Source organism: Streptomyces sp. NPDC051183 (genome assembly GCF_040682455.1).
Lineage (GTDB): Bacteria > Actinomycetota > Actinomycetes > Streptomycetales > Streptomycetaceae > Streptomyces.
Genome location: NZ_JBFBBA010000067.1, coordinates 1 through 25,257 on the forward strand (window position 1 = coordinate 1; position 25,257 = coordinate 25,257).

Consider the following 25,257-nt stretch of genomic DNA (forward strand, 5'->3'; position numbering starts at 1 on the left):
CAGGAACGGGCAGCGTCCCCTCGCGAAACCACTTGTACGCGGTTTGAGGGTGGATGCCTTGCACTCGCGCCCACTCGGTCAGATTCACCTCGTGAGCGTATCACTCAATCGCTCTAACACTCACTCAATCGACCTTGATGACGCCCAGTTGAGAACCCCCCACTTGCGGGGATCCTGCCAGGCATTGTTCCCGCACGTGGGAAAGATCTCGGATCCCGCCCGATCCCTCTGCCGCAACAAATTCCCGCCTGTGAGCTTCGTGGTGCGCACCCGCGCAACGACACGGAGGGGACGGACAGGTGGACATGGTCAACGAGCTCATCGGGCTGGGGACGGCCGCCATGAATCTCGCGGCAGCGGCTCTCGGCGCCGGCATGGCATGGCGGGCGCTCAAGCGCCGGCGCAGCGCCCGCGGCGGCGACGACGCCCGCGACCGCGAACAGGGCTGACCATTTTGGCTCCGTGCATCCCGATCGCGGGGCAGCATGAACACCGCCACATACGAACCAGGGGGGAACACATGAAGAAATCCATGGCCGCGACCGGGGCCGCGGTCGTCCTGGCCGGACTGGTCGGCGTCGGCGGGGGCCCGGCCTCGGCGGCCGGCGCCGCGCCCTGCAAGCCCGCGCTCACGGCGCTGGGGACGCTGACGGGTGCGGAGGTGGCCTGGCCGAAGGAGGGCGTACGCGCCCTGGGGCGCGGGACCCTGTCGGTCGGCTCTTCCCGGGGCAGGGCGGTCTACTGGACCGGCACCGCGGTGCACCGGGTTCCCGTCCCCGACGGCGCCCGGGTCGAGAGCGAGCTGCTCGGGGTGAACCAGAGCGGTCTGATGGCGGGTTGGTACCGGCCCTACGGCACCACCGATCAAGTGGTCTTCACCTACCGGGCGGGCGACGCCGCCGTCACCGAGCTGCCCGGCGCCGCGCGTTCGGTCGCGGGGCTGGGCGTCAACGACGCGGGCCGCGTGGTCTCCGCCGGGTACGGCAGCGGCTCAGTGCGGGTCTACGCCGACGGCGTGCTGGAGCGCACGCTCACGGTTCCCGAGGAGCTCGGCCCGGACGCGTACGTCGCCGGCCTCGGCGGGATCAACTCCCGCGGCGACGTCGTGGCCTCCGTCCACAGGGCGGAGCCGGACACCGGCGGCCGCGTGGAGTACTCGCACCCCGTCCTGTGGCCCGGTGACGGGGGTCCCGCCCGGGTCCTTCCGCAGGCCGGCCAGGGCGGGAACTACAGCTGGGTGACGGGCGTCGCGGCCGACGGGACCGTCGTCGGGAGCGACTGGTACGGGCCCGGGTACGAGTGGACGGCGTGGGTGTGGACCGCCCCGTACGGCCCCTCGGGCTCCTCGTCGCCGGGCCGGCTGAGCACCCACCCGTACACGAGTCTCGACGGGATCAGCCCCTCCACCCGTGCGGCCGTCGGCACCGCCCGCTTCCACCCCGAGGACGCGGGCGTCAACGCGGCCGACCAGGCCGTGCTGTGGCCGGGGGCGGGCCCGGTGCTGGCGCTCCCCCGGCTGGCCGCCGGGAAGGCGTCGGCGGCGGTGGCCTCGGCCGACGACGACCGGGTCGCCGGCAGCGCGGTCAACGCCTCGGGCCAGACCCGGGCCGTGGTGTGGAAGTGCGCCTCGCGGCAGGCGTACCTCCCGGGCTGAGGCCTCGCGGTCCGAAACACCTGCGCGGCGACGGCTCCGGACCTGCCCGGGGCCGTCGTCGCGGCGACGGGCAGGTCCGTACCGCGGACTTTGATCATCCGAACACGAGGGGTGAGCTATGTTTGAACACGAGTGACATAGGAAGGAGGCCCGTCGGTGTCATCGGGGCAGCAGGCACGCGCACAGGCTTCTGCGATCACGCCGACCGGGCCGGGTGAGCGGACGCCGGATCAGGGCCGCGCGCCGGCCGACCGGCTGCTCGCGCTCTTCGACGGCCGACGGCTGTCCCCGGGACAGCGGCGGATCGCCCAGTACCTGATCGACCACCTCACCGAGGCCGCGTTCCTCTCCATCACCGAGCTCGCGGAACGGGTCGGCGTCAGTCAGCCGTCCGTGACCCGGTTCGCCTCCTCCCTCGGCTTCAGCGGCTATCCGGCCCTGCGGGACGTGCTCCAGCCGATCGCCCTGAGCGCGATCGCCGCCGTCCCGGACAGCCGCGAGCAGATCCGCCGCAACGAGCTCCAGGCGGCCGTCGACGCCGAGATCGAGAACCTGGAGAACGTGCGCCGGCTGCTGGCCGATACGAACCAGGTGCTGGACATCGGCCGCGAGCTGGCCCGTTCCGTGCCGCTGACGGTCCTCGGCCTGCGCATCTCGGTCTCGCTCGCGGAGTACTTCGCCTACGCGGCCCGCCGCATCCATCCGGACGTCCGCCTGGTGACCCGCGGGGGCAGTGTCGCGTACGACGCCCTGCTCCAGTCCCGGGCGGCGGGCGGGACGTGGGTGCTGGCCTTCGCCATGCCCCGGCACGCCAAGGAGACGCTGGCCGCGCTCCGGGCCGCGCGCAGTACGGGGCTGCGCGTCGCGCTGATCACGGACCCCACGCTGGGGCCGCTGGTGGACGAGGCGGACGTGGCGCTGACCGCCGGTACGGGCTCCCGTCTGGTGTTCGACTCGTACGCGGCGCCCGGCATGCTGTCCGCCGCCCTGCTGCAGGCGATGGCCGACGCGGATCCCGAGCGGACCCAGGCCCGCCTCGAAGGGTACGAGCAGGTCGCTGACCAGCACGGTTTCTTCCTTTAGTCAGAAATTCACCCGGTTCATCCACGGAATATTCACACCGTCCAGGTGTATGAAATTTTTCATTCCCTTGCTTACTAGACGGTATATATGTTTACTGACGACGGCGTTCCGGATCCATCGCATGCCACGGAGTGCGTCCCCACGCACTCCCAGAACAGACACCCGGCGTGACGCTCCTCCTCACGTCACGGCGGGGCGTCCCGTCCGGCTTACGGATCCCGCAGAGCGCCCATGGCGGCCTCGGTCAACCCCTGGGCCGAGGCCGCCCCGAACAGCAGACCTCTCGATCAGAGTTCGACACCACTCGGAAGTGACGAGAAATGCCCCAGACGGCCACCATCACGCGTAGCCCGGACTGGCCCTTGCAGGTCAAGGCGCCCGGGACTCACGACTGGGAACGCACGGCCACGCGCTGGCTGCGAGACCTCCTGCCGGCCCGCTACGGCGGCTACCTGACGCTGACCCGCCACCCCGCGCTCCTGTCACGTCACGTACAGCTCCAGCTCCAGCACGAGATGCGCGCGGTCCGCGTGGCTCTGCACACCTGCCGGGCCGAACTGCCCGTGATGGGTGTCGCGGAAGCGGTGATCGAGAACACGATCAGGATGTACGCCGTCGAGCTCGAACAGCTGGGCCGCCTGTCCCGCGGCGCCCGGCTCGTGACCGATGCGCTCCTGGTGGGCACCCCGCCGGCTCAGCGCAAGCGCTGACCCGCGACACCGGAGGGCAGCGGCGGGAGGGACGGCCCGTACAGCCAGGCCGCGAAGAGGTCGTCCAGCGGCTCGGCCGCGTAGTGGCCCACGTGCCGGGTGAAGGTGTCGGTGGTCACGACACCGTGGCTGCGGATGCTCGTCCACGCGCGCAGCATCTTGAAGAAGTCCACGTCCCCCAGCGCACAGCGGATCGCGTGCACGGTGAGGCCCCCGCGCTGGTAGAGGCGGTCGTCGAACATGAGCTTGCGGCCCGGGTCGGCCAGGATCAGGTCCTGCGGCTGCGAGGCCAGCAGCCGGTGCGCGGCGGCCGCCAGCTCCTGGGCGGGGCGGCCGCCGGAGCGCTCCGACCAGAGCCACTCGGCGTACTTGGCCAGGCCCTCGTTCAGCCAGATGTGCCGCCAGTCGGCGATGCTGACGCTGTTGCCGAACCACTGGTGCGCCAGCTCGTGGGCGATCAGGCGCTCGGAGCCGCGCACGCCGTCCACGTGGTTGGTGCCGAAGAGCGAGAGGCCCTGGGCCTCCACGGGGACGTCGAGTTCCTCGTCGACGACGACCACCGCGTACTCGCCGAAGGGGTAGGGCCCGAACAGCTCCTCGAACAGCTCCATCATGGCCGGCTGCCGGGCGAAGTCCCGGGAGAACTGCGGGAGCAGGTGAGCCGGTACGTGGGCGCTCTGCGGGACGCCGTGCAGGCCGGGGTCGCCGAGGAGGACCGTCTGGTACATGCCGATGGCCAGGCCGACCAGATAGCTGGAGGTCGACGCGGGCTGCTCGTACACCCAGGTGGTCGTGCTGGCCCTGGTGGTCCTGGTGAGCAGCCGGCCGCCGGCCACCACCGTGTAAGCGGACGGGGTGTTGACCGAGATGTGGTACGAGGCCTTGTCGGCCGGCCGGTCGTTGCACGGGTACCAGGACGGCGCGCCGACGGGCTGGCTGGCCACCAGGGCGCCGTCGGTCAGCTCCTCCCAGCCGAGGCCGCCCCAAGGGCTGCGCACGGGCTTGGGGTTGCCCGCCCAGTGGACCTCCACGGTGAAGGCGGCGCCGGCCGGCAGCGGCTTGGCGGGACGGATGCGGAGCTTGCCGCCCCGGTGGGTGTAGTGCGGAGCCCGGCCGTTGACCAGGACGCGGCCTATTTTGAACTCGGCCAGGTTCAGGTGGAACTCGGCGAGCGGCGCCCGGCCCGCGATGGCGCTGAGCCGGGCCGTCCCGGCCAGCCGGTTGGGGCCGGGACGGTATTCCAGGGCGAGTTCGTACCGGTGCACTCGGTAGCGGGGATCTCCGTTGGCCGGGAAGTACGGGTCGGATGCCGCTGTCGTCTGGCCGTTCACTGCCGGTTCCGCTCCCTGCGCTGTGCTCGTACGACGTGCAGGCGCCGCCCGTTCAGGAACGCCACGCCTCGATCGGATTGCCCAGCCAGCGGGTGTCGGCGGGAACGGATTCCCCGGCCATCACGAGGGACGCGGGACCCAGCGTGCTGCGGGGCCCGACCGTGCTCCCGGGCAGGACGATTCCGCCCGGGCCCAGGGTGGCGCCCTCGCGGAGGACCACAGTATCCGTCCTCAAGATCCGGTCGTGGAAGAGGTGTGTCTGCAACACGCAGCCGCGGTTCACGCTGACCGCGTCGCCCAGCTCGACCAGGTCGGTCTCGGGCAGCCAGTAGCTCTCGCACCACACGCCCCGCCCGATTGCGGCCCCGAGCGCGCGCAGCCACACGGCCAGCAGCGGGGTACCGGGCACCGATCCGGCCAGCCACGGTACGGCCAGCACCTCGACGAAGGTGTCGGCCAGCTCGTTGCGCCAGACGAAGGCGCTCCACAGCGGGTGCTCGGCCGCCCGGTGGCGGCCCACCAGCAGCCACTTCGCGGCCACCGCGACCGCGCACGCGGCCACCCCGGCGGCGAACAGGACCGCTCCCGACAGCAGCGCGGCGGCCCAGATCCCCGGGCCGCCCTCCCCGGCCAGCGCGCAGAGCGCCGCCACGGTCAGTACGGCCAGCGCGGCCGAGCAGAACACCGGGACGAGCCGGCAGAGCTCCACCAGGCCCCGCGCCCACAGCAGCCGCGCGGGCGGGTCGTACGTCCGGCTCTGGTCGGCGTCGGCGGCGGACCGCGGCAGCCGGACCGGTGGCAGGCCCAGGTAGGAGCTTCCCTTCTTGGCCTTCTTCGGAGTGGCGGACAGGACGCCGACCAGCCCGTCGTCCGGTACGTTGCGGCCCGGCGCGGTCATTCCGGAGTTGCCGAGGAACGCCCGGCGGCCGATCTCGGAGTGCCCGATGCGCATCCAGCCGCCGCCCAGTTCGTAGGGGGCGGTGAGGGTGTCGTCGGCGAGGAACGCGCCTTCGCCCACTGTGGTGAGGCTCGGCAGCGCGAGCACGGTGGACACCTCCGCACCCCGGCCGATCTTCATGCCGAGCAGGCGCAGCCACACCGGTGTGATCAGCCCGGCGTACAGCGGGAAGAGGGTCTCCCGGGACCGGTCCATCAGCTGGGTGACGGTCCAGGCCTGCCAGCCGGTCCGGCTGTGCGTGGGATGGATTCCGGTGCGCAGCCCGAGGCTGAGCAGGCGTACCGGGACCAGGAGCAGAGCTGCATACGCGAACCCGAAGGCGAGGGCTGCGGGCACCACGGCGAGGAGCGCCCCGTGCAGTGCCCGGTCGAAACCGGCGCCGGCGGGCACGAACCGGCTGACGACGAGCAGGGCGGGCAGGGTGGCGAGTACGGGCAGGGCGCCCAGGCAGAAGCCGGCCGCCCCGTACGCGGCCCGCCAGGGGAGCCCGCGCGGCGGCCGCTCCCCCGGCCAGTTGCGCTTGGCCTTGCCGAGCTTGACGGCGGGCGCTCCGGCCCAGCGCTGGCCGGTCGGGATCTGTCCGACCACGGCGGAGCCGGGGGCCACCTCGGCCCGCTTGCCGACCCGCGCGCCGGGGAAGAGGATGCTGCGGGTGCCGACCACGGCGCCCGCACCGACCTTGACCTGGCCGATCTCCAGCCGGTCCCCGTCCAGCCAGTGCCCGCAGAGGTCCACCTCGGACTCCACGGCGCAGCCGCGGCCGAGTTTGAGCATGCCGGTGACCGGCGGCAGCGAGTGCAGGTCCACCTCGGGGCCGATCTTGGCGCCCAGCGCCCGGGCGTAGCGCTCCAGCCAGGAGCCGGTGAGCGAGGTCGCGCCGACGTACTCGGCGAGCCGCTCGGCCGTCCACAGCCTCAGGTGCACGCTCCCGCCGCGCGGGTAGCGTCCGGGCTTCACTCCGCGGAGCAGCAGCCGTGCGCCGCCGGCCGCGATGGCGAGGCGGCCCGGCGGGCTGAAGAGCAGCACGGCGCCGGCGGCGACGAGCCACCACGAGGCGGCCGGCACCCACGGGTAGGGCCCGAACCAGTGCAGGACGTTGCCCAGTGCCAGCAGCGCCACCGTCCAGCGCAGCCCGACCAGGGTGAACAGCGGGAGCAGCAGGAGCGACTGCGTCACCTTGGTCCGGAGCGGAACGGGCGCGACGGTCCGGGTCGCGCCGTCGTCCTGTGCGGACTTCTCCAGGTGGCGGGCCAGCTTGCGCAGGGTGGGCTGCTGGTAGATGTCGAGTACGGCCGCGGTCGGGTAGCGGGTGCGCAGCCGGGTGGTGAGCTGGGCGGCGGCGAGGCTGTTGCCGCCGATCGCGAAGAAGTCGTCGGCGGCGCCGGTGACGGCCACGCCGAGGGTCTCGCCCCATTGTTCGGCGAGCCAGGCCTCGGTGCCGTAGAGCTGTTCGGCGGGGCCGGTGGTCTCCAGTTCGGGCAGCGGCCAGGGCAGGGCGCCCCGGTCCACCTTGCCGGAGGTGCGGGTCGGCAGTTCGTCGACGGGCGCGAGCAGCGGTACGAGGGCCGCGGGCAGTTCGGCGCGCAGCCGCTCCACGGCGGCCGCGCGGTCCCAGCCCTCCTGGGTGACGAGGTAGCCGACGAGCAGTTGGTTGCCGCTGCGCGCCGTGCGGACGGCGGCGGCCGCGCCGGCGACTCCGGGCAGGGCCTGGAGCGCGGCGTCCACCTCGCCCAGTTCGATGCGGCGGCCGCCGAGCTTGATCTGCTCGTCGCCGCGGCCGAGGAAGACCAGCCCTTCCGGTTCGGCGCGGACGAGGTCTCCGCTGCGGTAGGCGCGCTGCCAGCCGAGGGATTCGAGCGGGGCGTACTTCTCCGCGTCCTTCTCGGGGTCGAGGTAGCGGGCCAGGCCGACGCCGCCGATGACGAGCTGGCCGCTGCCGCCCATCGGCACGGGCTCGCCGGACTCGTCGACCACGGCCAGTTCCCAGCCGCTCAGCGGCAGGCCGATCCGGATGGGCTCTTCGCCGGTCAGGAGCGCGGCGCAGGCGACGACGGTGGCTTCGGTGGGGCCGTAGGTGTTCCAGACCTCGCGGCCCTCGGTGACCAGGCGCTGGGTCAGCTCGGGCGGGCAGGCCTCGCCGCCGAAGATCAGCAGCCGGACCTCGTTGAGGGTCTCGGGCTCCCAGAGCGCGGCGAGGGTGGGCACGGTGGAGACCACGGTGATCTCCTGTTCCACCAGCCAGGGCCCGAGGTCGGCGCCGCTGCGGACCTGGGAGCGGGGTACGGGCACGAGGCAGGCGCCGTAGCGCCAGGCGAGCCACATCTCCTCGCAGGAGGCGTCGAAGGCGACGGACAGTCCGGCCATGACCCGGTCGCCGGGTCCGATCGGCTCCTCGGTGAGGAACAGTGCTGCCTCGGCGTCCACGAAGGCGGCGGCGCTGCGGTGGCTGACGGCGACGCCCTTGGGCTTGCCGGTGGAGCCGGAGGTGAAGATGATCCACGCGTCGTGCTCGGGTCCAGGGCGCGCTGCGGGCGCCCCGGCGCCTGCCGGACCGGCGGGGCCGGTGGCGTCGATGCGCCGTCCGGCGCCCAGCACCGCGCGCACGCCGGCCTCGCCGAAGACCAGTTCGGCCCGCTCGTCCGGGTCCTCGGCGTCGACGGGCACGTAGGCCGCGCCCGCGGCGAGTACGGCGAGGATGCCCGCGTACAGCTCGTTGGTCCCGGAGGGCACGCGTACGCCGACCCGGTCGCCGAGCCCCACTCCGGCGGCCGCGAGGGCGCGGCGCCGGCGCTCTACCTCGGCGGCCAGGGCGCGGTAGGTCAGCTGCTCGGTGCCGTCGTCCAGGGCGAGTTCGTCGGGGTACGCCCGTACGGAGGCCTCGAAGACGTCGACGAGGGTGCGCGTCGGGGCGGCGGGTCCGGCGGAGAACCGGGCGGACTTGCCGGACTCCTCGTTCCCCGCTGCCTGGTCGAGCACGGTCCCGTCTTCGAGCAGAGTGAGTTCACCGCGCTCAGGTGTGGCTGCCATCGGTCCTCGCGTCTCGCTCCCGGAACGGGTCCGGGTCGCCGGCGGAGCCCGGGTCTGCCCGGGTTGTTCCGATCCAGCGCCAAACAGCCCGCCAGTCTAGTGCGTCATCAAGAAATTTCTGGTTGAAGCCTTGCGCGTGGCCGGGAAGGAGCGGTATCGACCGCGCAACTCTTCCGGGACTGTTCACCTCCGTGTGGCCTACACCTTCCCGGACCGGGCCGGCCGGTCGGTGAAATGGAGCCACGCCACAGGTCTGGACCATTTCAATCACGCCAACACCGTGTGTCATTCCGCCCGTTGCACCAGTCTCGGACGAATGGTCTACACCTTTGGCATTAGGGTGGGTCACCTGAAACGGGCGCATACACAGCCGTGGGGGGCTTTATGACCGTTCATCATCTTCCGCACCTTCCGCAACCTCCTTCCGACGAGGAGCTCTACTGGTACTTCGGGCCGCAGCGCCGCTGGGTCCTGGTCAGCACCTCGCTCGCCTTCGTGTTCACGGCGGCGACCATGTTCACCTTCGCGCTGCGGACCCCGGCCCTGTGGGCCTTCCTCGCGGTCCTCGGCCTCAATGTCGTGGCCCTCGCGCTCTCCTCCGTCAACAGCCTCCGCACCCGCCGGCTGACCCGGCAGTCGCACGAGGTGCTCGTCCGCGCATGGCAGCCCGCCCGGCTGCCGGACGTCGACCTGTACCTGCCGACCTGCGGGGAACCGCTCCCCGTCCTGGCCAACGCCTACCGTGCGGTCGCGGCCGTCGACTGGCCCGGCGCGCTGACCGTCTGGATCCTGGACGACGCCGACCGGCCCGAGGTCGCCGCGCTGGCCGCCTCCTACGGCTACGAGTACGTCGTGCGCCCCGACCGGGGCCACCTGAAGAAGGCCGGCAACCTCAACCACGCGCTCACCCTGAGCAGCGCCGAACTCATCGCGATCCTGGACGCGGACTTCGCACCCAGGCCGGACTTCCTGCGCCACCTCGTCCCGTACCTGGCCGACCCCGCCGTCGGCATCGTGCAGAGCCCGCAGTGCTTCGACACCGACGAGACGATGGGCTGGATCCAGCGGGCCGCCGGCTCCGCCCAGGAGTGGTTCTTCCGCTGGATCCAGCCGTCCCGGGACGCGAGCGACGCCGCCATCTGCTGCGGCAGCAACGCCGTCTACCGGCGCAGCGCGATCGACCTGGCCGGCGGATTCGCCCGGCTCGACCACAGCGAGGACCTGTACACCGGACTCGCCCTCCACGAGCAGGGGTTCCGCACCCTCTACGTACCGGTCCTGGTCGCCAAGGGCACCTCGCCCGACCAGCTCACCTCCTTCGTCAACCAGCAGTACCGGTGGGCGATGGGCAACCTGCACCTGCTGTCCGCCCCCGTGCTGAAGCGGATGGGCGCGCCCTGGCGGATGCGGCTGTGCTTCTACGAGGGCATCGTCGGGTACCTGACGACGGCGGTGAACACCTTCGCGGCGCCGCTGCCTCCGCTGGTGATGATGTTCTGGTACCCGGATCACATCCGGCCCTGGCACGTACTGCCGCTGCTGGCCCCGCTGTGGCTCTGGCACGTGCTGCTGCCGAGGATCAGCCGGACCCGCTGGCGGGTGGAGGTGATCCGGGCGAACGTCCTGACGAGCGTGGCCGCCGCGACCGCGTTCCTGCACACGTTTCGGGGCCGCAGCGCCGCCTGGGTGCCCACGGGTACGCGCGGCGCCGCCGCTCCGGGCGGGATGGCCCGCCGCGTGGTGGCCGTCTCGCTGCTCTGGCTCGTCGTCTCCAACGGCGCCGCCGCCGCAGGCCTCGCGCTGGCCGTGGCCCGCAACGGCTGGGAGCCCAACTGGGGGCTGCTCCTGTACCTCCTCGTCCAGTGCCAGATCAACGTCCCGCTGATCCGGGACCTGACGGCCGAACTGCGCACCCGCGCACGGCCCGAGCGGCGCCCCCGCACCGGCATGCTGCCCCGCCGCTGGCCCGAGACGATCGCCGCCTCCGCGGTCCTCGTGCTCACCGGCCTGCTGGCGTCCGGATGGGTCGACCCGATGCTTCCCTGGCTGAGTTGAAAGGCTTCAACACCGTGTCGTTCCCCGTGGCACCCGGCCTGCGACGTCTCCGCAGGCCGACGTCCGGATCCCGCTCCGGCGAGGAGTCCGGACCCAGCCCGCACCGGTCCGCGTTCCGGCCCGACATCGAGGGTCTGCGCGCGGTCGCCGTCCTCTCCGTCCTCGCCTTCCACGCCGGGATTCCGGGGGCGGCGGGCGGCTTCGTCGGCGTGGACGTCTTCTTCGTCATCTCCGGCTACCTGATCACCGGCCTGCTGCTCCGCGAGGCGGTCACCACCGGCCGGATCCGGCTCGGCGACTTCTTCTCCCGGCGGGCCCGACGGCTGCTGCCCTCCGCCGCCGTGGTGCTCGCCACCGTGGCCGTGGCCGGAGCCTGGCTGACCTTACCGCTGCGCCGCGCCGACCTGGAGTACGACGTCGTCGCGGCGGCGCTGTCCGCCGCCAACTGGCGCTTCGTCTCTCAGCAGACCGACTACCTCGCCGCCGGGCACGACCAGAGCCCGCTGCTGCACTTCTGGTCCCTGGCCGTCGAGGAGCAGTTCTACCTGTTCTGGGCCCCGCTGCTCGCGGTGACCGTCCTCTGCGCGGCCCGGGCGGCCCGCCGGGGCAGGGCCGTACGCTCCACCGTGGCGCTCCTCACCGGGCTGCTGATCCTCGCTTCGTTCGCCCTGTCCCTGCACTGGACGGACCGCTCCGCATCGCTCGCGTACCTCGGAACGCCTTCGCGCGTCTGGCAGTTCGGCGTCGGCGCGCTGCTGGCCCTGCTCCCCTGGCACCTGATGCGCGGGCCCCGGCCGCTGCGGCTGCTGTGCGGCTGGGCCGGGGCCGCGGCGATCGGCTGGTGCGTCGTGTCGTACGACGCCTCGACCCCGTACCCCGGTCACGCGGCGCTCGTCCCGACGCTGGGCACCGCGGCCGTCATCCTCGCCGCGATACCGGGCCGGGGCGAGCGGGACGCGACGGGTGCCCACGGAGTGGGCCGGCTGCTCGCGGGGCGGGCACCCCGGGCGGTCGGGCGGCTCTCGTACAACCTCTACCTGTGGCACTGGCCGGTGCTCGTCCTCGCCGAGGCCCGCCTCGGCGCGCTCGGCTGGCCCGGGAAGGCCGCGCTGACGCTGGCGGCGGTGCTGCCCGCCCTCGCCACCATGCGGTGGGTCGAGCAGCCGCTGCGCCGTAGCCGTACGGTCTCCGAACTGCCCCGGCGCGGACTGTCGGTGGGCGTCTCGGCCGTCGTGCTGCCGGTCGTGCTCGCCCTGGTGGTGGGCTCCACGACGCTGCACCTGCTGGGCCCGGCCACCCCGGTCGAGCTGAACGGCCTGCCCCCGGGCGCCGTCTCCGGCCCCTCCCTGCTCACCCGTACGCCCGGTGCCCGCCCGGACGACGGCCCGGTGGTGCCGGGTCCCGTACAGGCACGCAAGGACTTCCCGCCGGACGGCGCCTGCGAGGTCGCGCCGGCCGTGACGCGCAGCCCGGAGTGCCTGTTCGGCGCGGTGGACAGCCCGGACCGGATCGTGCTGCTCGGCGACTCCCACGCCGGGCAGTGGTTCTCCCCGATGCTGGCGCTGGCCTCGCAACGGGGCTGGGCGCTCCAGGAACTGGTCAAGCAGGGCTGCCCGCTGCCGCAGCTCGCGGTGGACAGCCCCCAGCTCGGCCGCGCCTACCGGGAGTGCGACACCTGGCGGGCGGACACCCTGGAGCGGCTGCGGCAGCAGCCGAAGCCCCGGCTCATCGTGATCTCCTCCCTCAATCGCTACACCGGCGATACGAAGCTCCTGGAGGAGGCCTGGGAGAAGACGCTGACGCCGCTGCGGGCGCTCGGGGCGCCGATCGTCTACATCGAGGACACCCCGGTGCCCGGTACGGACGTCCCTGCGTGCGTCTCGGGCAGTCCCGAGTCCCCGGCCGCCTGCGCGTTCAGCCGCAAGGACTCCCGGCAGCCCGATCCGCTGGCCCGGCGGATCGCCTCCGGCGCACTGCCCGGCGTACGCAGCATCAGCGTGAACCCGGTCCTGTGCCCGGGCGACGGTCCGACCTGCCCGGCGGTGATCGACCGGATCCTGCTGTACCGGGACGACGCCCACCTGACCAATGTGGCGGCCGTCGTGCTGACCGGCCGCCTGGAGCGGCTGCTCACGGAGTCCGGGGCGCTGCCCGTGCGGCCCGGAGCGGATGCGGCCGGAGCCGGGTCCGGGCCCGGGGCCGACGGGTGGATCCGGCTGCTGCGGGACGACTTCGACGGCCCGGCGGGCAGCCCGCCCTCCGCCGCCGACTGGATCCACGACGTCGGCACCTGCTACCCGGGCTGCCCCGCGCCGCAGTGGGGCACCGGTGAGGTCGAGACCATGACCGACTCGACCGACAACGTCCGCCTCGACGGGAGGGGAGCGCTGGAGATCGTCCCCACCCGGAAGGACGGCGCGTGGAGTTCGGGGCGCATCGAGACCAGGCGTTCCGACTTCGCGCCGCCGCCCGGCGGGATCCTGCGGATCGAGGCATCGATCGCCCTGCCGGACGTGACCGGGGCGAAGGCGGCGGGCTACTGGCCGGCGTTCTGGACGCTGGGGGCGTCGCTGCGCGACGGGTACACCGGCTGGCCGGGCGTCGGGGAGCTCGATGTCATGGAGTCCGTCAACGGGCGGGACACCGTCTTCGGTTCCCTGCACTGCGGTGTGCCCGAAGGCGGCCCGTGCGCGGAGCCCGTGGGCCTGACCTCCGGTCCGCAGCCGTGCGCCGACTGCCGTACGGGGTTCCACTCGTACGCCGTCGAGATCGACCTCTCCCCCGGTGCCCAGGAGGTGCGCTGGTACCTCGACGGCCGCGTGTACCACCGGGTGTCCGCAGACCGGATGGACCCCGGGACCTGGCAGCGGGCGGTGGACCACGGGCTGTTCCTGATCCTCGACGTCGCCGTCGGCGGCAAGCTCCCGCTCGCCGACGGCGCGAGCGTGGGCCCGGCCACCGAACCGGGCCACCCGATGCGGGTCGACCACGTCACCGTCTCGGCCCGGAAGGGGGGCGCCCCGGCCCGGTAGAGCTCCCGCTGTCACCCCGTTGCGCGGCGTCCGAGCGGCAGCAGGTACTGCAAGGGCTGGTCCAGGTCGTCCAGTCCGAGGAGTTCGTGGGCCAAGTCGTCGTGGAAGCCGCCCAGCGGGGTGCCGGCCAGGCCCAGGGCCGTCGCGGTGAGCAGCAGCGTCTGGGCCATGTGGCCGGTCTCCAGCAGGGCCAGCCGCAGGGCCCGCAGGCCGTAGCGGCTGCGCAGCAGACCGAGGTCCGCGTATACGCCCAGGACGACCGGCGCCTCCTCCACGCCGATCCAGTCGGGATCCGTCGCCGGACGGGACAGATAGGTGGACAGCGGCTTGATCTCCGACACCTCCGGCGCGGCGCCGATGCGGCGCAGCGTGCGGCGCTCGGGCACGCAGTCGTAGGTGCCGGACGGTACGCCGGCCACGTCGAGGACCAGCAGGCGCACCCGGGCGGTGTACAGGGCGCCCGCGCTCGGATAGGGACGGTGGGCCAGGACGCGGGACGAGCCGTCCGCGAGGCGGTGCTCGCTGCGGCTGCTCTCGGACAGGGAGTGCCAGAGCAGCGAGCCGAGGGTGCCCGCGTCCAGCGGCCCCCCGAGCGCGCCCCGCAGCGAGGACCGGCCGGCCAGCACGGTCCGCAGCGACACCTCGGGCAGCGGATCGGCGGGCAGGGCGACCTCGGGCCGGGCCGCCGCCTCGGCGTCCGCCGCCGTCCCCGGCGGCAGCGACCGCAGCGCCGTGTCCTCGCCCCGGCCGATCTGGAACTTGCTGCGCTCCAGGTACTGCACGTCGGACGCGGTGTGCCCCGGCGGGAAGAAGCCGGGCGGCTCGTCCGTCTCCAGCAGGGTCCGGGCGGCCAGCCGGCACACCGCGCGCTCCTCGTCGGGGGTGACGCCGAGCCGGTTGAGGAGCATGTGGAGCTGAGAGGCCCACAGACACTCGCGCCTGGCCTCGGTCAGGCGCTGCCCGCTCCCCGTGCTCAGCAGCACGTCGGCCTCGCGGACCCGCTCCACCCATTCGCCGAGCCAGGGCGCGGCGGCTCCCGCGTCGAGCCGCTCCCGCAGGTTGGCCGCGCGGCGCGCCAGGCCCGCGCGCTGGGCTCCGTACACGGAGTTGACCTGCGTGTGCACCGACGCGCCCGGCAGCAACTGCACTTCGGTGATCCACCGCCAGCTCGCCGCGTGCCGGCGCAGCCAGCGCGCCGCGGTGAGCGCGTCCATGCCGAGCGCGTACGCCGTCGTGTGCGCCAGGTCCGCCGCGAGCATCAGCCGGGCCGCGGAACCGCCCCCTCCCCCGCCGTGCAGCTGCCGCAGGGCGCCGAGCACCACCTGGGTTGAGGCGACGAAGACCTGCTCGGCGACCGTCAGCGCCTCCGGCCCTCCGTAGCGCTCGGCTTCCGGCTCGTACGCCGTCGCGCGGACCTCGCCGTGGCGCGACGGCCACGGGCCCGGCGCCACGGGCACCGCTCGCGCCGCGCGGGCCAGTTCGGCCGGCAGGGCCGCCGCGGCCGCCGGGCTCGGGGCGCGTACCCGGATCCGTACGTGGGGGCCGTCCTCGGCGTACCGGATGAAGAACCACTGGGCGGCCTGACCGGAGGCCACCAGGCCGTCGAGGAGCGGAGCCGCGTCGCGGAGCAGGAACGCGTCGGTGTCCTCGGCGGCGGAGTGCAGGAAGAGGTGGTGGCTGTGCCAGGTGTCGGTCGTCGTCACGTCGGTTCCTTGCGTCCGGGTGGGCGGTGTCGGTGGTCTCGGCAGTCTCGGTCGGCGGTGTCGGTCGGCGGTCTCGGCGGGCGTCAGGGGAAGGGGTGCGGGTGCAGCGACAGGTCCTCGTGGCGCAGCGGCCGGTCCGTGCGGCCCAGCCGGTACGGCACCTCCAGCAGCCGGGGCAGGCCCCGGGTGCGGTGGTTGACGTGTCCGAAGGTCATCGGCAGCGAGCCCGGGACGATGGCCTTCACGCAGTGCAGGCCGAGCCGGTCGCGCACCCCCGGCTCGCTCTGGTCGACGGTGATCACCTCCAGTCCGGCCCGGGAGAGCCGCTCCACGGTGGCTCCGAGCAGGGCCGCCATGTCGCCCACCGGCTCGGGCGCCCCCGGCCAGGCCTCCGCGACCGACAGGCACGGCGTCGGGGCGAACAGGAACTCCAGACGCGGACCCGCCTCGGGCAGGGTGTTCAGCCCGACGTGGTCGTCCAGGCTCACCACCAGCTCCGGCCGGTCCAGCATCGGCAGCAGCCGTCCGGGATCGCGCGGGCCGCCCTCGGCGAACGAGCGGTGCGCGGACTCCAGCACGTTGGTGACGACCTCGGCCACCGCGGACCGGATCGCCGCGCGCGGGTCGTGGTGCGCCCCGGCCGCCAGGAACATCCGCGGCGCGTCCGGGTGGGAGCCCTCGTAGCGGCAGACCGCCACGACCGCCGGGATGCCGAAGTCGTTGGTCGCGTCGAGCAGGAGGAGCCGGTAGCCCGCCGCTGCGGCCCGGTCCGCGAGCAGGGCCGTACCAGGGTCGTCCGGCGGCGGCTGGATGCGGTTCAGTGGCGTCGCCGCGTACCAGGCCATCAGGAACGCGTCGCGCTCCGCCACCTCGAACAGGCCGTAGAGGGCGGCCTCTTCGGGGCTGTTGCCCAGGCCGCAGCCGTTGGAGGACTCGTAGACCACGCGCGGCCGGCCGGTGCCCGGTACGTCCCAGTACGCCACGTGCTCGGGAACGGCCGTCGCCCGCCCGCGGGTCAGGGACCAGCCGTGCACCCAGTCCAGCTCCAGGTCCGGTGTGTACGGGACGGTCCAGGACGCCGGGTGCCCGTGGTGGGCGGGGTCGGGCAGGCCGAGCCGCTCCGGGTCCACGGCCCGGTCGGGGCCGAGCGCGGCGAAGGAGGCCCGCAGAGCGGTGCGCCGGCCGGTCGGCCGCATGCCCGCGTACCGCTCGACGGCCTCGAACAGGGCGATCCGCTCGCTGTCGGCGAAGTCGCGGGCCCGGCCGTAGCCGCCGTCGTCGACGGACCGGCCGTCCGTCACGAACGCGCTGGTCAGGCAGAAGGCCGAGTCCTCGGAGCGCACCAGCCGGCGCACCGGGCCGAACCGCTCGTCGTGCAGGGCCGCCCGCAACAGGTCCGGGCCGGTACGGGGGTTGGGCTCGCGCAGTGCGTACGGGTCGGGCAGCGGTCGGGGCGCCGAGGGCAGCGGGGCCACCCCGGAGTCGGCGTCCGACGGCAGCGGCCGGCACACCGCGCAGCCACCGACCGGGCGGATGCGGTGGGTGGACCAGGTGCCGCGCCCCTGGTGCACGACGTGTACGACGGCGGTTCCCGGATCGGCGTCCGGGTCGTGCGGCGGCTCCAGCAGGTCCCGTACGAGCGCGCCGACGGACTCGTCGAACGCCGGGGACGCTACGCCGGCCAGTGCCAGTCCGGGGCTCTGCCAGGGCACCCGGCCGCCCGCCGTGGCCAGCCGCTGGTACTCGGCGCAGCACAGGCAGGCCGCCGCGCCCGGGCCCAGTACCGGCCCGACCACCGTGAGCGCCCCGTCGGAGCGCACCGGGACCAGGGCCACCGGGTGGCCGAGCGCGTGGCGGCTCAGCTCCTCGGCGAGTCCGAGGGTCCACCTCGGCAGCAGGACCACGGCCGGGCCGGCCGTGAGCTCCGTGGCGGATCCGGCGTCGAGCACCGGCACGGGCAGGGCGCCGAGCGGGCCGGTCGCCGTGGTGTCGGTCATCGGACCTCCTCCGGGGTGCGCAGGACGGTGAATCCGAAGGCCCGCAGGGTCACGCCCAGTTGGCGTGCCCGGTCCGGTACGGGCGCCCTGTCCGGTACGGGTGCCCGCGCGGGGAGGGCCGTTCCCGTCAGCCGGTGCAGCGCGTCCTGGAAGGGGCCCTCGCGTCCGGCGGTGTCCGCCAGCCAGCCGCCGGTCCATCCGCGGTCCTCCCAGGCGGCCGTCCGCGCCCCGGCGGCGGCCAGCGGGGCGACCGCGCCGCCCGAAGGGCGGGGCCCGGCCGGTCCCCCGGCGGACACGGCGGCGACCGCGGCGAGCGCCGCGTACGCGGCCGCATCACCCGGCGTCGCCTCGACGGCGTCGCCCAGCGGCTCCGGTGCGGTCCCGCGGACGACGGCTCGGTAGACCTCCTCGCCGGGGGCCGCCCGGAAGACCTCCAGGCGGGCGGGCACGCCGAGGCGGTCCGTGAGCGTGGTCCACCAGTGGCGGACCTGCGGATGCCCGGCCCACCGTGCCTCGGCCACCCGCGGGAGCCCGTCAGCCGGCCCGAAGCGGCGGGCGGCCGCCCGGCGCAGGGCGCGGCCCCGCGCGTGATCCGGATTCGCGCCGACGGTGAAGCCGTCCTCGCCCAGCAGCAGTTCGGCCGCCCGGCAGAACACCTCCAGGCGTGCCAGGTCCAGCCGCGGCGCGCCGCCGACCAGGCTGCCGCCGGGGCGCACGGCCTCGGGCAGTTCGCAGCCGGCGAGGGGTACGGGCAGCTGGCGCAGGTCCGCCGGGTGCGGTTCGGGCAGCGCTCCGCACCGCGCGTCGCCCAGGGCTGCGACGCGGCGCAGGGCTTCGCCGAGGGTGGCCGCGGGGGCGAGGTCCGTCAGCCGGTCGGGGTCGAGCCGTGCGGGCCCGAGCCAGGTGCGGTAGTCGGCCCGCAGCGGGCGGCCGTCGGCGAGGAGCACCGCGGGGAGCCCGGGCAGCAGCCGCTCGTCCTCGCCCTCGCCCGCGGGGTCCGGCAGTCCGGCGGCCGCGCACAGCAGCCGGTGTGCGGCGGCGCCCGCGAGCAGGGCGACGAAGGCGGTGGCCCCCTCCGGCGCACCGGGCTCACCGGGCTCACCGGCCCCGTCGGGCGCAGCACCGGGGCCGGCGGACCCGAGCCGCGCCTCCAGGGCCGCCGCGTCGGAGCGGAGCTGGGCGGCGCTGCCGGGGGCGGTGGCGTATCCGCTCCCGCCGCACAGTCCGGCGGCGACTCCCCGCGCCGGTCCGGCACCATGGGCGTAGAGCAGGACCCGGCCGGGCGGCAGGGCCGGGTCGACGGTGTACGAGACGGGCAGCCCGCCCCGCGCCAACGCCCGTCCGGCGGCGTCGGCCAGTGGCGAGCCGGGGGCGCCGGCCACCACCTCGGCCCGCGCCGTGGCGAGCGCGGCCGCGGCGTCGGCGGGCCGCTGGGCCGTGACGGCGAGCCACTGTGCGACGGGACCGGAGTCGGCCGGCCCGGCGGGGCCCGCCACGAGCAGGTCGTGCGCGTCCAACTGCCCGACGAGGGTGTCCAGCGCGGCACGCAGGGGCGAGCCCGGCTCCGTGCCGTCCAGCAGGTCTTCGAGCCCGCCGTCCCGCAGCGGCTCCTCCAGCAGCCGCCACAGGGCGGGCAGCGCGGCGCTGCCCTCCAGGGTGACGCTCCCGCGCCGGCCCCGCAGATGGAGGCCCTGGCGCAGCGGGGTCACGGCGACCCCGGGGCGCAGCCTGCGTACGGTCCGGGGAGCCGCGAGTCCGTACGCCGGCGCGGTGGTGGTCGCGGTGCTCACGCCCTGGCCTCCACCGCGTCGATGACGGCGCCGACCTCCGCGCGCCAGTCGCAGCCGGTCAGGCCGGGCACGGCACGGACGACCAGGTGCGCCGCCAGGTACCGCTCCAGGGGGCGGACGTCGCAGATGGCGAGGAGCCGGTACAGGGCATTGGTACAGGCCCGGTACACGAGGTAGTCGGGGCGGCTCCACATCGCGCCCTGGGGGTCGGAGCGCCGCAGGAGGCGGTGGAACTCGCTGTACCGGGTGCGGACGTCCTGGTTCCAGCGTTCCGCCGCGGCGGCGTCGCCGGTGGCGGCGGCCCGGACCCGGTACTCCAGCGGGGCGCCGTGCAGGTCCGCGCCGGCGTCGTACCGGCCCTGGGTCAGCTGCCACGCGCCGGACGAGAAGTCCGCCCAGGCCCGCTCCCAGCCCTGTGCGCCGCCGCCGGAGATGCGGCCGACGATGCCGGTCACGGCGTCGCCCGCCCGTTCCCAGTGCTGGTCGAAGCGGGCCCGCAGCTGCCCGTCCGGGTCGTCGTGGAGGAGGAAGTCCTCCAGGTGGGAGACGTACGAGAAGTGGCCGCCGGCCAGACCCCCGGGGTGGGCGCCGGCGTGCGCGGTGAGAGCGGCCACCGTGAGCTGGAGCCTTGCCTGTGCGCTGTCGCCGTGGTCCCCGAGGAACCCGGAGCCGGCCCGGAGCGCGCCGAGCCCGGAGCGCAGCAGGTCGTCGCGCAGGTCCGCGCCGTCGTCGCCGAGGAGGCCGCGTACCGAGGTCCGGTCGACGGCCTCGATCCGGACCGTGTTGTCCGCCGTGATCGGGCCGTAGGGCGGGGCGATGAGTTCTGCGCGCCCCGCTTCGGCCGCCCGCTCCAGCAGTTCGGCGTCGGTGAGGTCGCCGTGCGAGGGGTGCGTGCGCAGGTGGTCGCGGATCCGGGACGCGGCGGACTCTGCGGCGGCTTCCACCTGTGCGGCCGGGCCCTGGAGGCGCAGCCTCAGGTGGGGGCCGCGCAGCCAGTGCCGTTCGACGTGTGCGGCCAGTCCGTCGGCCGTGCAGGACTCGGCGAGCGGCAGGATCGCCTCGCGCAGCAGCGGGGCCTTGACGGGGTCGTGGTAGTAGGCGACCACGTCGAGGGTGCTGGTGGCGGGGGCGCCGGTCGCTCGGGGGCCGGTCTCGTGGGCGCCGGTCTCGCGGGGATGCGGATGCACGTGCGGCACCGTTCCTTCCTGTGTCGTCTGCGGGCGGGTCATCGCGGCCGGCCGGCCCGGTAGACCTCCGTCACGAGTTCGACCGCGCGGGTGGGGGCGGCCAGGCCGCCGGGCGCCGGCAGCGCCTCCTCCAGGACCGCGCCGTCGCCGTGGCGGGAGAGCCACTTGGCGAGGCAGTGCAGGTGCAGCGCGTTGCCGAGGTCCACGAACTGGGGCTTGGGCCGGCTGAGCCCGCTCAGGAAGTCCTCGGTGGCGCTCCCGGTGGGGGCGGTGGCGACCGGGTGCAGGAAGACCTGTTCGGGCAGGTCCAGCAGGGCGCGCCAGCGGGCGGCCGCCGCCGGTACCGGGCCCGCGGCGAGGTCGGCGCGCAGCTCGCGCAGTACGTCGGGCGGCAGCAGCCAGCGGCGGCGCTGGAGCACCACGTGGCGGTGGCTCAGCCTGGGGCTGTGGGTCACGGTGCCGCCCGGCGCGGGGAACGCGCGCCGCGGGACGAGCGCCCGGAAGTCGACGACGCCTTGGGGCTGGTCGCACAGGTGGGCCCCGATGCGGCGCGGGAGCAGGACGGGGGCGAGGAAGCCGGGGTAGAGGACGTCGAGGAGTTCGCCGGTGCTCCGCAGCCGGAACCGCACCTGGTCGGTGGCTTCGTCGTGGACGAGGTCCAGGTCGCCTTCGCCGATCGAGGCCCGGCGGCGGTCGGGGCCGATCTCGTCGGGGACCAGCAGGGGGTGGAGGTTGGCGTTGAACCCGCCGACGGGCCGGATCTGGGCGGCGCGTGCGCCGGGCCCCAGTCCGTGCCGGACCTGCCGGGAGACCTCGGCGGTCGCGCGCGGGTCCAGGGCGTCGAGGAACCGGCTCGTGAACCTGCCCCACCCGCCGTACACGTGGTTCACGGCGAGCCGGCCCCGATCCGGGTCCCGCTGGAGGAAGTACGCGTAGCTCAGCGGGCGTTCGACGGTCCAGGCGGGCAGGCGTTCGCCGAGGGTCTTGACGAGGTCCGGCGGCAGGACGGCTTCCACGCCCGCCGGATCGCCCGCCAGGGCGTCGCGGATGCCGTCGACGATCTCCGTGCGCAGGCCCGCCAGCTCGTCGGCCCCGGTGGGGAAGGCGGCGCGTTCCGCGGGGTCGAGGAGCGAGAGGCGTCCGGCGGTCTCCCATGCTTCGGTGACCTCGGCTCCGAACTCCCACGGGTGGCGGCAGCTGCCGCCGCGGCCGTAGCGGGCGACGAAGCGGTCGCGGACGACCCGGCGGACGAGGTGGCCCAGGTCGAAGAGTTCCGCCAGCGCGGTGACCTCGCCGAGCGCCTCGTGGTCGGCGGCGTCGAGGAAGCCGTCGAGCGCCAGCGGGCGCGGGGCGACCACGTCCTCGGAGAGCACGGTGAGCGGGGCGGACAGGGACGGTACGGGGCGTCCGGCGTCGGCGAGGAGTTCGGCCCAGCGCTGTGAGAGGGCGGCGAGCAGGGCGGGGCGCTCCGTGGCGGGTGTGGCGGCGAACGCCTCGGTCATCCGGGCGAGTTCGTCGATGCGGTCCGCGAGCGCCGCGTCCTCGGGGTGGGCCGCGCCGAGGTCCCGTAGCCACGCGGCGATGCGGTCCATCGGGTCGGGGTCCTCCGGAGGGACCGGGTCGCCCGGCACCAGCAGGCCCGCCTCCGCGAGGCGGTCGAGGAAGGAGGCGGCCGCGGTGCGGCCGTCGCTGCCCCTCCCCTTGAGGGAGGCGGCCAGCTGTTCGGTCAGCTCGGCGATCGTCCGCGGGCTTTCGGCGTGTCCGGTGACCAGGCCCAGCGGACCGCCCCAGGCCACTTCCACCTCGTCCTCGCCGGCCACGAGGTAGCGGCCGCCGGCGAAGGCGGCCCGGTCGCGGGAGTACGTCGCCCGCCCGGCCGTGACCCGGGCGGTGCTGGTGATCCGGTGGGGCAGCGCGGCCCGGCGGTGCGGGGCGTCCAGGAGGGCGAGGGTGAGGGCGGTCGTCAGGGTGCGGTTGACCTTCACCACGGCGGTCAGCGGGTCCTCGAACAGGTCCGGGGCGCCCCAGGACGGCACCGGGCGGGCGGCGGACTCGGGCAGTTCCCCCCAGCCGACGGCGGTGAACCAGGACAGCGGGCTGGTCTTGGTGCTGGCCCGCAGGGCGTAGCGCAGTACGGCGGCTTCCTCTTTGCGCGACTTGCGGTCGGCGGCGCCGGTCCCGGCGCGTTCCACGGCCCGGAGCAGGTCCGCGCTGGTGAGGGCGACGGCCTTGCCGAGGGCGGGTTCGCGGCACAGGGCGGCCAGGTCCGCGCGTTCGGCGGTCAGGGCCCGCTCGGCGGCGGCGTCGAGCTCGGTGAGGAGCGTGGCGCGGCGGGCGCGCAGGTCGAGCCAGGCCGCGAGCGGGGGCACCCGGGCCGGCAGGTCGCCGAGGCGTTCCAGCAGTGCGGGCCGGGGCTCGCGCCCGTTGTGCAGGGCGCGGCGCAGCGGGAGGACGACGTCGCGGTGGAAGTCCGCGGGGTGGCCGGAGCGGCTCTCGTACAGGCTGTCGCAGAGCGGTTCGGCGGTCCGCAGGAGCTGCGTGTCGATCCGGTGGAGTCCGGCGAGCAGGGCGCGGAACTCCGCCGCGGCGGGCCGCTGCGCCGGGTGGGCGAGCACGGTGGCGCGGGCCAGCGCGTACGGTGCGGAGCTGACCCGGTATCCGTCGGCGGCGGCGACGGTGTCTGCGGCCGTGCGGTGCGGCTGCGGCATGGTGGTCCCGTCCTGTCGGTGGTGGTGCGCGGGCTTCCCGCCGCACGTGAGGTGCGGCGGGAAGCGTCCGGCGTGCGGGTGTCGGCGGGGGCTGGGCCCTGGTGCCGTGGCCCTAGACCGCCGGGATGTCCGGCATCTGCGGGTGGGCGCACGAGGAGGAGCCGCAGGAACAGGAGCTGCCGCCGTTGGACGCTCCGCCCTCGGGCAGCGCGACCGTGTCGCGCATGGACGTCACGGTCAGTTCGCCGAGGTCGAGGTCCTCGAGGTCGAAGCCCGGGTTGTCGCTGAAGTGGGTCATGTACGTCTCCTCTGGTGGAGGGCCTGCGGTGAATGGGCGTGCGGGGGTGGGGCGGTCGCGGTGGTCAGTCCGTGATCACACCGGTGTCCAGCTGCGGCTGGGCGCACGAGGACGAGCCCTGGCAGGAGCAGGAGCCCCAGGAGGCGCCGCCCTCGGGCAGCGCGGCGGTGTCGCGCATCGAGGTCACGGTGAGGTCGCCCAGGTCCAGGTCCTGCAGGTCGAATTCAGACGAACGTGCGTTGTCGGACATATATGTCTCCCGTGGTGGAAGCGGAAGCCGAAGGTGATTCGAGGCTGACCGGACAACAGGGTCGGGCGGGGACGTAACCCGCTTGAGGTCCGGTCGGGATCGAGGCCGGTTTACCCGTTCTCGACCCCAAGGGTCCCTCCCGCCACTGAAGAGTTACTGGAGCCGAAATCCAGATCCACTCGGGGTTCACCGGAGGGCGGTTGACTGCCCATCGGGCGAGCAACGCCCACACAATCCAGACATATCATCCCAACTGACCCCGCAGTGTGGCCTGTTCCACAGTCCTTGCACGGCCGCCCCCGAGCCGGTGGGCCGGCTGGCCGGTACTAGAGTCTGAGATCTTCAGAGGTCCGACTTTCAGACTGTGAGCGAACACTTGTCACGAAACAGAATCCTCAGCATCGCCGTTGCCCTGCCGATGGTGTCCCTGGCACTGGCCGCGGTACCGGCGATGGCTGCGGACGGCAGTCAGGGCGTCGTCGGCAACCAGACGCCCGCGCCCCTCCCCAAGAAGGAGGGCGAGGCCAAGATGGGCGATGGCGTTCGTCTGCACGAGGGGATATCCAAGGAGTCCCGCTCGCTCCAGGCACCCTCCGCGGGTGCGGCCGCGGGTGCGGCCACCGGCGTCGAGGGCGTCGACGTATCCAGCTGGCAGGGCGCCAACGTCGACTGGACCGGACTCTGGAACGCGGGCAACCGCTTCGCGTACGTCAAGGCCACCGAGGGCGGCGAGTACAAGAACCCCTACCTGGGCAGCCAGCTGCCGGGCGCCCAGAACGTCGGCATGAAGGCGGGCGCCTACCACTTCGCCCTGCCGAACAAGTCGAGCGGTGCGGCCCAGGCCACCCACTTCCTCAACAACGGCGGCAGCTGGACGGCCAACGGCAAGACCCTGCCGGGCGTCCTCGACGTGGAATGGAACCCCTACTCGGGGACCAATTCCTGCTACGGGCTGGACAAGGCCCAGCTGTCCGCGTGGATCCGGGACTTCACCGCCACGTACAAGGCCGCCACCGGGCTCGACGCGATCGTCTACACCTCGACCCTCTGGTGGAACCAGTGCGTCGGTTCGGACGCGCAGATCTCCTCCACGAACAAGCTGTGGCTGGCGAGCTACAACACCAGCATCGGTGCGCTCCCCACGGGGTGGAACACCCACACCATCTGGCAGTACACGGACAAGGGCGCGATCGTCGGCGACCACAACAACTTCAACGGCACGGAGGCCGACCTCCAGGCGCTGACCGTCCGGCCGGAGCCGCCGGTGGGGGTCGTGTCCGCGGCGTCCAACGAGGCCGGCGGCAGCGAGCGCGTGCGCTGGGGCGACTACGACGGGGACAAGCGCCCCGACTACATCACCGTCGCCGACAACGGCGCGATCAACGTCTATCTCAACCACGGCGGCGACCCGGCCGGCGCGAACGGCTGGCAGCCCGTCGGCCAGATAGCCGGCGGCATCACCAACGACCGCAGC

At 74.1% G+C, this 25,257-nt stretch carries 16 protein-coding genes; 7 read left to right on the forward strand and 9 right to left on the reverse strand.

Annotation, left to right across the window (positions count from 1 at the left end):
• Positions 1–299: 299 nt before the first annotated feature.
• The 4 genes from AB0M99_RS34955 (at position 300) to AB0M99_RS34970 (ending at position 3,447) form a co-directional block, all read left to right on the forward strand.
• Positions 300–449: a hypothetical protein gene (locus tag AB0M99_RS34955; RefSeq protein ID WP_365927785.1), complete on the forward strand. Its 150-nt coding sequence runs from the start codon at positions 300–302 to the stop codon at positions 447–449.
• A 71-nt stretch (positions 450–520) separates the two neighbouring features.
• On the forward strand, positions 521–1,654 hold the full coding sequence (locus AB0M99_RS34960; protein ID WP_365927787.1) for a hypothetical protein: 1,134 nt from the start codon (positions 521–523) through the stop codon (positions 1,652–1,654).
• A 156-nt stretch (positions 1,655–1,810) separates the two neighbouring features.
• Positions 1,811–2,737: a MurR/RpiR family transcriptional regulator gene (locus AB0M99_RS34965; protein ID WP_365927789.1), complete on the forward strand. Its 927-nt coding sequence runs from the start codon at positions 1,811–1,813 to the stop codon at positions 2,735–2,737.
• Between the two features lie 320 nt (positions 2,738–3,057).
• On the forward strand, positions 3,058–3,447 hold the full coding sequence (locus tag AB0M99_RS34970; protein WP_365927791.1) for a hypothetical protein: 390 nt from the start codon (positions 3,058–3,060) through the stop codon (positions 3,445–3,447).
• Here the strand turns inward: AB0M99_RS34970 and AB0M99_RS34975 are convergent.
• Together AB0M99_RS34975 and AB0M99_RS34980 are read right to left on the reverse strand one after the other, a co-directional pair.
• Positions 3,432–4,778 (reverse strand): M1 family metallopeptidase, encoded by a 1,347-nt coding sequence (locus tag AB0M99_RS34975; protein WP_365927793.1) that lies wholly within the window; start codon positions 4,776–4,778, stop codon positions 3,432–3,434. The two genes, AB0M99_RS34970 and AB0M99_RS34975, sit on opposite strands and share 16 nt — an antisense overlap.
• A gap of 52 nt (positions 4,779–4,830) precedes the next feature.
• Complete coding sequence (locus AB0M99_RS34980) at positions 4,831–8,763, reverse strand: Pls/PosA family non-ribosomal peptide synthetase (protein WP_365927795.1); 3,933 nt, start codon at positions 8,761–8,763, stop codon at positions 4,831–4,833.
• 384 nt (positions 8,764–9,147) lie between these two features.
• On the opposite strand from AB0M99_RS34980, the gene AB0M99_RS34985 reads away from it, so the two are divergent.
• Positions 9,148–10,818 (forward strand): cellulose synthase catalytic subunit, encoded by a 1,671-nt coding sequence (locus tag AB0M99_RS34985; RefSeq protein ID WP_365927797.1) that lies wholly within the window; start codon positions 9,148–9,150, stop codon positions 10,816–10,818.
• Entirely contained in the window at positions 10,785–13,850 is a 3,066-nt protein-coding gene (locus AB0M99_RS34990) for an acyltransferase family protein (RefSeq protein WP_365927799.1), read from the forward strand. The genes AB0M99_RS34985 and AB0M99_RS34990 overlap by 34 nt, the downstream gene beginning before the upstream one ends.
• An 11-nt stretch (positions 13,851–13,861) precedes the next feature.
• Here AB0M99_RS34990 and AB0M99_RS34995 read toward each other — a convergent pair whose 3' ends face one another.
• The 7 genes from AB0M99_RS34995 to AB0M99_RS35025 all read right to left on the reverse strand — a co-directional run bounded on the left by AB0M99_RS34995 (position 13,862) and on the right by AB0M99_RS35025 (position 23,783).
• A complete protein-coding gene (locus AB0M99_RS34995) occupies positions 13,862–15,553 on the reverse strand; it encodes a thiopeptide-type bacteriocin biosynthesis protein (RefSeq protein ID WP_365927801.1) in 1,692 nt (563 codons plus the stop codon).
• An 83-nt stretch (positions 15,554–15,636) separates the two neighbouring features.
• Positions 15,637–17,550 (reverse strand): TOMM precursor leader peptide-binding protein, encoded by a 1,914-nt coding sequence (locus AB0M99_RS35000; RefSeq protein WP_365927803.1) that lies wholly within the window; start codon positions 17,548–17,550, stop codon positions 15,637–15,639.
• Positions 17,547–19,340 (reverse strand): hypothetical protein, encoded by a 1,794-nt coding sequence (locus AB0M99_RS35005; protein WP_365927805.1) that lies wholly within the window; start codon positions 19,338–19,340, stop codon positions 17,547–17,549. Before AB0M99_RS35005 ends, AB0M99_RS35000 begins: the two co-directional genes overlap by 4 nt.
• Complete coding sequence (locus AB0M99_RS35010; protein ID WP_365927807.1) at positions 19,337–20,527, reverse strand: lantibiotic dehydratase C-terminal domain-containing protein; 1,191 nt, start codon at positions 20,525–20,527, stop codon at positions 19,337–19,339. Before AB0M99_RS35010 ends, AB0M99_RS35005 begins: the two co-directional genes overlap by 4 nt.
• A 38-nt stretch (positions 20,528–20,565) precedes the next feature.
• Entirely contained in the window at positions 20,566–23,235 is a 2,670-nt protein-coding gene (locus AB0M99_RS35015; RefSeq protein WP_365927809.1) for a lantibiotic dehydratase, read from the reverse strand.
• Between the two features lie 112 nt (positions 23,236–23,347).
• Entirely contained in the window at positions 23,348–23,533 is a 186-nt protein-coding gene (locus tag AB0M99_RS35020; RefSeq protein ID WP_365927811.1) for a thiazolylpeptide-type bacteriocin, read from the reverse strand.
• 64 nt (positions 23,534–23,597) lie between these two features.
• Positions 23,598–23,783 (reverse strand): thiazolylpeptide-type bacteriocin, encoded by a 186-nt coding sequence (locus AB0M99_RS35025; protein WP_365927814.1) that lies wholly within the window; start codon positions 23,781–23,783, stop codon positions 23,598–23,600.
• A 376-nt stretch (positions 23,784–24,159) separates the two neighbouring features.
• Between AB0M99_RS35025 and AB0M99_RS35030 the strand changes: the two genes are divergently transcribed.
• The coding region (locus AB0M99_RS35030; protein WP_365927817.1) for a GH25 family lysozyme at positions 24,160–25,257 on the forward strand (1,098 nt) is incomplete at its 3' end.